This window comes from uncultured Ruminococcus sp. (genome assembly GCA_902785355.1).
Taxonomy (GTDB): Bacteria; Bacillota; Clostridia; order Oscillospirales; family Acutalibacteraceae; genus Ruminococcoides.
On sequence record CACZYF010000056.1, the window covers coordinates 1 to 7,333 of the forward strand.

At 50.9% G+C, this 7,333-nt stretch carries 8 protein-coding genes; 4 read left to right on the forward strand and 4 right to left on the reverse strand.

Going from position 1 to position 7,333, the window contains the following annotated elements; all coding sequences use genetic code 11:
• Window positions 1-419: 419 nt before the first annotated feature.
• Together R2I50_RS09695 and R2I50_RS09700 are read left to right on the forward strand one after the other, a co-directional pair.
• Entirely contained in the window at window positions 420-1,154 is a 735-nt protein-coding gene (locus R2I50_RS09695; protein WP_316608939.1) for an ATP-binding cassette domain-containing protein, read from the forward strand.
• Window positions 1,155-1,166: 12 nt separating this feature from the next.
• Window positions 1,167-2,090, forward strand: a complete 924-nt coding sequence (locus R2I50_RS09700; protein ID WP_316608940.1) for a SufD family Fe-S cluster assembly protein — start codon at window positions 1,167-1,169, stop codon at window positions 2,088-2,090.
• A gap of 109 nt (window positions 2,091-2,199) precedes the next feature.
• On the opposite strand, the gene R2I50_RS09705 is transcribed toward R2I50_RS09700, so the two are convergent.
• Window positions 2,200-2,466, reverse strand: coding sequence for a hypothetical protein (locus tag R2I50_RS09705; protein ID WP_316608941.1), 267 nt, complete (start codon window positions 2,464-2,466; stop codon window positions 2,200-2,202).
• A gap of 333 nt (window positions 2,467-2,799) precedes the next feature.
• Between R2I50_RS09705 and R2I50_RS09710 the strand changes: the two genes are divergently transcribed.
• Entirely contained in the window at window positions 2,800-3,435 is a 636-nt protein-coding gene (locus R2I50_RS09710) for an orotate phosphoribosyltransferase (RefSeq protein ID WP_316608942.1), read from the forward strand.
• 51 nt (window positions 3,436-3,486) lie between these two features.
• On the opposite strand, the gene R2I50_RS09715 is transcribed toward R2I50_RS09710, so the two are convergent.
• Window positions 3,487-4,266 carry an N-acetyltransferase family protein gene (locus R2I50_RS09715; protein ID WP_316608943.1) on the reverse strand — a complete coding sequence of 260 codons (780 nt, stop codon included), beginning with the start codon at window positions 4,264-4,266 and terminating at the stop codon, window positions 3,487-3,489.
• Window positions 4,267-4,484: 218 nt separating this feature from the next.
• On the opposite strand from R2I50_RS09715, the gene R2I50_RS09720 reads away from it, so the two are divergent.
• Window positions 4,485-5,393 (forward strand): hypothetical protein, encoded by a 909-nt coding sequence (locus tag R2I50_RS09720; RefSeq protein WP_316608944.1) that lies wholly within the window; start codon window positions 4,485-4,487, stop codon window positions 5,391-5,393.
• A gap of 183 nt (window positions 5,394-5,576) precedes the next feature.
• On the opposite strand, the gene R2I50_RS09725 is transcribed toward R2I50_RS09720, so the two are convergent.
• Both R2I50_RS09725 and R2I50_RS09730 read right to left on the reverse strand, forming a co-directional pair.
• Window positions 5,577-6,806 carry a DUF4368 domain-containing protein gene (locus tag R2I50_RS09725; protein WP_316608945.1) on the reverse strand — a complete coding sequence of 410 codons (1,230 nt, stop codon included), beginning with the start codon at window positions 6,804-6,806 and terminating at the stop codon, window positions 5,577-5,579.
• Entirely contained in the window at window positions 6,778-7,263 is a 486-nt protein-coding gene (locus R2I50_RS09730; protein WP_316608946.1) for a recombinase family protein, read from the reverse strand. Before R2I50_RS09730 ends, R2I50_RS09725 begins: the two co-directional genes overlap by 29 nt.
• Window positions 7,264-7,333 lie beyond the last annotated feature (70 nt).

Genomic DNA, 7,333 nt, shown 5'->3' on the forward strand with positions numbered 1-7,333 from the left:
TGTAGAGTTTTGTTGTAAGCGAACTAACTGTAACACAGGTTCTTCCTATTTGCTATTCTTTTTTACTTCTACTGTAACGACTCTATTGTAAACCTACATTTACGCAAGAAAAACCATAATAAATAGTTCTTGCTATTACAGGAATAATAAGGTATAATAATATGGATAACCTATCAGCACAATATGTAATACTAATCCTTGATAAAAAGATTTAATCAGATATTAGTGATAAATTTCGCAGAGCGAGGCGAGTGACGCAGGCAGGCTGGCGCCTGTCAAGGAGCTCAACAAAGCTATGCGGAATTTAGCGCAATAGATGATAAAGGTTTTTATTAAGGATTAGTATAATTAGGTAGAGATACGGTAAAGCGGGCTGTGCCGCTTTACCGCCGTGACAATTTGATACAGGAGAAAACACCATGCTTCAAATCAAGAATCTGTCCTTCTCGGTCAGCTCCGACAGCACCGATAAGGAAATCATCAAGAATATATCGCTCGAGATCCCCGACGGCAAGCTGTATGTCATCACCGGACCCAACGGCGGCGGCAAGTCCACGCTCGCCAAGCTGATCGCGGGTATCGAAAAGCCCACCGAGGGTCAGATCCTCTTTAACGGCGAGGACATCACCGACATGAGCGTTACCGACCGCGCCAACAAAGGCATCGGCTTCGCCTTCCAGCAGCCGGTCAAATTCAAGGGCATCCGCGTGATCGACCTGATCCGTCTCGCGGCGGGCAGGGAGCTCTCCGTTACCGACGCTTGCCGCTATCTCTCGATGGTCGGGCTGTGCGCCAGAGAGTACATCCACCGCGAGGTCAACGCCTCCCTCTCCGGCGGCGAGCTCAAGCGTATCGAGATCGCGACCGTGATCGCGAGAAATTCGCTGCTGACCGTCTTTGACGAGCCCGAGGCGGGCATTGACCTGTGGAGCTTCAGCAACCTGATCGACGTTTTCCGCAAGCAGCGCGAGGAGATCAAGGATCGCTCTATCCTCATCATCTCGCACCAGGAACGTATTCTGAACATCGCCGACGAAATCATCGTGCTCGACAGCGGCTCCATCCGTACTCAGGGCGTAAAGGACGATGTTCTGCCCGAACTGATCGGCACTCCCTCCGCGGTGGACAAGTGCCGCGGCGCGTATAACATGTAAGGAGGGCTCAAGATGGATCTGAATCTTATCCAAAAATCACTGCTCAAAGAGATCGCCGGTATCGACGGCGAGATCACCGGCGCCTATAATATCCGCTCCGACAGTATGTCGATCGGCAGACAATCCACCAAGAACGTCGAGATCGTATCCAAAACAGGCGTCAGCGGCATGGATATCTTTATCAAGCCCGACACCAAGGGCGAGAGCGTACACATCCCCGTCGTGATGACACAAAGCGGCCTCAAGGAGGAGGTCTATAACGACTTCTTCATCGGCGACAACGCGGATATCGAGATCGTCGCGGGCTGCGGCATCAACAACTGCGGCACCCACGACTCTCAGCACGACGGCATCCACCGCTTCTATGTCGGTAAGAACGCCCGCGTCAAGTACGTCGAGAAGCATTACGGCGAGGGCGACGGCTCCGGTAAGCGCATCCTCAATCCCGTCACCGAGGTATATATGGAAGAGGGCAGCACCTGCGAGATGGAGATGGTGCAGATCAAGGGCGTCGACGACACCTCCCGCACCACCGTCGCGGAGCTTAAGGCAGGCGCAAAGCTGATCGTCCGCGAGCGACTGATGACCCACAACGAACAGCAGGCGTTCAGCGCATACACCGTCAACCTCAACGGCGACGGCGCTAACGCGGACGTCGTATCCCGCGGCGTCGCGCGCGATGATTCCTTCCAGAAGCTCGACCTCAAGATCGTCGGCAACGCAGCGTGCAAGGGTCATACCGAGTGTGATTCCATCATCATGGACAACGGTAGGATCCTCGCCGTACCCGCTCTTGAAGCGAACGACGTTGACGCGTCACTGGTGCATGAGGCAGCGATCGGCAAGATCGCCGGCGAACAGATCACCAAGCTGATGACCCTCGGCTTGACCGAGGCTGAGGCTGAGGAGCAGATCATCAACGGCTTCCTCAGATAAGCGCCGATATCCAATCTGAATAACGCATCACAAAAGCCGATCGGATCAGCCGCGAACTGAACCGACCGGCTATTCTTATCGGCCGTACCGTAACGCTCGCTGAAAAACCTCAGGCAGCGGACGCGTAGATCAATCTTGCTGAGGTATCGAAGTCATAATGCAGATTGATCATCCTGACCGCCTCACCGACAAGACGGCTGAGGCTGCGCTCGATCGCGGCGACGGGATAATCGTCGTCCAGCGCGACATACTTGAGCCTCCAGCCGCTCTCTGAGCGCTCGGCGCGCATCACGCGCAGGTCACGTTTTCCGCCGATCACCTCGCGGGCAGCGGTCATCACATTCTCCGATCGGATATCACTGTTAAAATAGCTCATAGCGTCCTCCTTATGCGTCATTGACATTGTTTCTTCTCTTACAATACCAGTGTAGCACAAGACAAGACCGTTAAACGGGACTTTGCATATTCAACATGCAACGTTAATTGTAAAAGTAAATGCAAGTAATACCCACTATTTACTTTTACAAACAAGCATTTAGTTTTACAAAATCGTATTTTTGCAGCTTTAGCTGCCCGACGCGAGGTTAATTGTGACGATCCGTCAACAATTCCGTAAAGATTCGCCCTTTCCGACAGAAAACCTCTTGATTTCTCAGGCGGGTTGATGTAAACTAAGTTACGGAAACAATATCATCATCGGGAGGTAATTATGGCTAACGAATTCAAGATCAAGACCCGCAATCCGGAGCTGTTCCTACGTGTGCAGAAGGGTCACTTCGCCACCATGCACAGCCACACCAACTACTACATCGACGTCACGACCCAGAAATACCGTATGTCCGAGGCGAAGGCGGTCGCGAAGGAGATCGTATCCTTCTACCGCTCCAACACTGTCATCGACACGATCATCTGTCTCGACGGCACCGAGGTCATCGGCGCGTTCGTCGCCCAGGAGCTGACCGACGCGAGCTTCATGAACCTCAATGCTCATCAAACCATCTACATCCTCTCCCCCGAGTACATCGGCAACGGTCAGATGGTCTTTCGCGACAACACCATCCCGATGATCGATAACAAGCATATTCTAATACTGGCGGCATCCGTCACAACCGGTAAGAGCGCGCTGGCGGCGGTCGACGCCGTCAATTACTACGGCGGTCATATCGAGGGCATCTCCGCGATCTTCGCCACGGTCAGCGAGTGTGACGGTCATCCCGTGACCTCGATCTTCAACCCTCACGATCTGGAGGACTATCAAAGCTATAAGCCTCACCGCTGTCCGATGTGCCAAAGCGGCAGTAAGCTGGAGGCGCTGGTCAACAGCTACGGCTTCTCAAAGCTGTGATCTTAATAAACGCAATGATAAACGGGGTTGCCGATTTGGCAGCCCCGTCTTTTATTCGATCGGATCGATCCTTATGATCTGACTTTTAAAAAACGCCCGGCTATCGAGTCTCACACCCTCTTCGGACCAATTGTACACCAGCTCGCCGTACGATGCGGGAAACGAATTGCACAATCCGATGAACACCTCGCCGTCCTCGGTCACGAGCCGTACCGGTCGGTCATCGTACGCCGACAGCCTCTCCGGTATATCCTGCGGCGTATTCATCAGCAGTTCCGGATAAGGCGTGAGCGGTTCGGGATCGGCGGGGAAATCGCCGATGACCTTCTCCATCCACACCATGGCATACCATGTACCGAACTTCCATCCGACGTTACGGAACTCCGCACAGCGACGGTAACCGAGCGCCTCATGAAAGTGGGGACTGTCCATGCTCAGGCGGTCATCCTCTCCCGACGGGATTGCAACGCAGGCATACAGGCTTCTAACGCCCATCCGCCCGAGCTCGGCTTCCAGCGCGGTATAGATCGCCCTGCCCAGTCCGCGATGTCTCATGTCGTGTCTGAGATAGATCGTTACCTCGGCGGCGTAATCATAGGCGGGTCGTTCGCGGAAGGCGTGTGCGAACGCGAAGCCGAGGATCTCGAACTCAGACTCGATCACAAGATACGGATAACGCGCTCCGGCACGGAGAATCCGCCCGGTAAAATTCTCCAAAGACGGCGGCTGATACTCAAAGGTCGCCGCGGTATTCTCTACATAATAAGCATAAATCTCCAGCAGCGCCGCCGCATCCTCGGCGGTCGCCTGACGAATCAAATAATCTTCCATTTTAATCACCGTTTTGATTATACCGTATAAATCCGGCTTACGCAATCATGAATATTTTATATTTCCGCTCTATATGATAGAATATCCGATAGATAGGCTTTTACTTTATTGTATTAAATCACAAAAGTAGTGAGATTCGTTGACAAAGGCACAACCATGTAGTATAATTTTATCAGTCAATGGAAAACCATTGTCCAAATAAAAGGAGGAAACGTATTATGGTAATGAGAATTTATCAAAAGGCTTTTGCCGAGCTCATGAAGAAGCCGTTCAGGCTCTGGGGTATCACCCTCCTGTCGGGGATTCTCACATGGGTCGGTTATGTTCTGGGCGGTCCCGTACTGCTGATCGGCGTATGTGTCGCGATCCTGCTCCAGGCTTCGCTTGCCAATGTCTATCTCAAAAGCTACATCGGCGGCGAACAGATCCACGCGGTTGATCTATTCAACACCTTCCGTGATTGGAAAACCTCTAAGCGCGTTTTGTGCGCGATCTCCTGGGGCATGCTCTGGAAATGTCTGTGGGGTCTTATCCCGATCGTCGGACCGATCTTCATGATCATCAGAGGTTATCAGTATTCTCTGATTCCTTATCTGGTAATGGATAATACCGAGCTAAAGAACACCGAGTACAAGGATGAATCCACCAAGATGACCAACGGCTACAAGGGAAAGATGTTCCTTGCCGATATCCTCGTCTATGTCGCCTTCTTCCTGGTCGTATTGATCCTCTCTCTGCTGGCGAGGATTCCCTACGTAGGCGTTGTTTTCGGAGTCATCAACGTTCTGTTCATGATCTGCTTCTCCCTGCTCGTGCCGCTGTTCATCAACATCGTTCACGCTTCTTTCTATGAAGAGATCAAAAATGCTCCTCAGGGCGGTCCTCAGAACGGTCAGTTCTATGCGCCTCAGGGCAACCCTTACTATGCTCCTCAGAACGGTCAGTATCCGCAGTATGGTCAGCCGCAGATGCCGCAGAACGGTCAGTATCCGCAGTACGCTCAGCCGCAGAACGGTCAGTATCCGCAGTACGGCCAGCCGCAGATGCCGCAGAACGGCCAGTATCCGCAGTACGGCCAACCCGCTCCTCAGAACCCCCAGAACGGTCAGGTACCCCCTCAGCAGTAAGCTGTCACTGAGATCTGAACGCTCACAAACTCAATAAAACGCCCCTGATTGTCCACACGGATAATCAGGGGATTTTTTATCGGCATGATTCTTGTTCTCATAATAAAACAGGGAGCACCTTTAGGCTGATTCCGAAAAGGATGTTTTCAGTTTAAGGCGGCGTCCTATGCGCAGGCGGACAGTTCAGGCTGTCCGCCTTTCGTCATGCTTTTTTTCTGCTTGGTTGATTTCGCCCGGTAGAGCGAATGTTCCGATGTAGCGGAAATAGATGTCGACTTGCTGCGGAGAGGTCTGGCTGTGCTTTTTTTCGCGCTCGTGAACGACAATCTTGCTGATGAAGGTTCTCAGTACCTCCGGCGTCAGTTCCTGAACACATACATATTTCTTGACAACGTCAAGGAACTTCTGCACATTGGTACACTCGCTTTTGAGTGTATCAATTTCTTTTTGCAAATCAGGAATTGATTGCTCAAGCTCCTTTTGCTCATCGTTGTAATCAAGGGATAACATTCTGTATTGTTCATCGCTGATACGTCCGAGGACGTTATCCTCATACAGATGCTTGAAAAGTGATTTCAGTTCCACGATACGCTTTTCAGCTTTTGACAGTTCAGCGGTTTTGGCGTTCAAATCTTTTCTGTACTGCGAGGAGGTCTTTTTACTAATATAATCAGTGAACTCCTTTGTGTTATTTCTCGCGTAGTAAAGCGCCCTGTTGATTTCTTCCAATACAATCTCATCAAGCACAACCTCTCGGATAGAGTGTGGCGTGCATTTTTCTTCACCGACGTGCTTATGGTAGTTCCCGCAGATAAAGCTGTAGCTTTCACGCTTAATGGTTCGCCCGCGATAAAGGTAATGCTTTCTGCCACAGTCAGCGCAGTAAATCAAACCGCTGTATTTGTTGATTTCACCCATACGGGTCTTGCGGATTCTTCCCTCACGCACCTTGCGGACGATATCCCAAGTTTCTTGGTCGATAATCGCCTCATGTGTATTCTCAAAGCGAAGTTGTTCTTCTTTAGGAACTTTTATGGTTCGCTTGTCCTTGAACGAAGCTATCCTTGTACGGCAGTTGATTGTGTGTCCGAGATATATTTCGTTGTCAAGAATATCGGCAATCGTGCGCTCATTCCATTTGTATGGGTTTTCCGGATCTGTGTGCGTTCCATACTTACCTTCTTTTTGGAAGCGGTAGAAGGTTGGCTTGAGAATCTTCTTCTCCTGTAGTGCTTTTGCTATATTACATGGTCCAATACCCTCGGCGCACATAGCAAATATCATTTTAACCACAGGCGCGGTTTCCTCATTAATCAACAGACGACACTCTTTTTCGCTGTTTGGATCGCGGCGGTAACCATAAGGGATTGTAGTTCCCAAGCGTTCACCGCGCTCGGCTTTTGCCTTGAACACAGCGCGGATTTTCTTGCTTGTATCGCGGGCGTACCACTCGTTGAACAGATTTTTGAACGGCGCAAGCTCGTTGTTGCGCAAGCTCGTTGTTGTCGCTGAACATCGAGTCGTAGTTATCGTTGATAGCGATATACCTGACCCCGTATCTCGGAAATACAAACTCGGTGTAGTTGCCGACCTCGATATAGTTTCTGCCAAGTCGGGATAAGTCTTTCGTAATAACGATTCCGACCTTGCCCGCTTCAATCAGCTTGTACATCTCCTGAAACCCGGGGCGGTCAAAGCTAACGCCTGAGTAACCGTCGTCAACGAATACTCGGATATTCGGAAAGCGATTATCCTCAGCGTACTTTTCGAGGATTGCTCTTTGATGCACGATGCTGTCGCTGTCGCCGACGTTGAGGTCGTCTTTTGAAAGACGGCAGTATAGCGCGGTTATTTTATCTTGGTTTGACATTTTTTGCTCCTTCCTGTTGTCAAACCGATTGGGAGTCTGCGAGTTTTCGCAACTCTACAATACTCCCAAC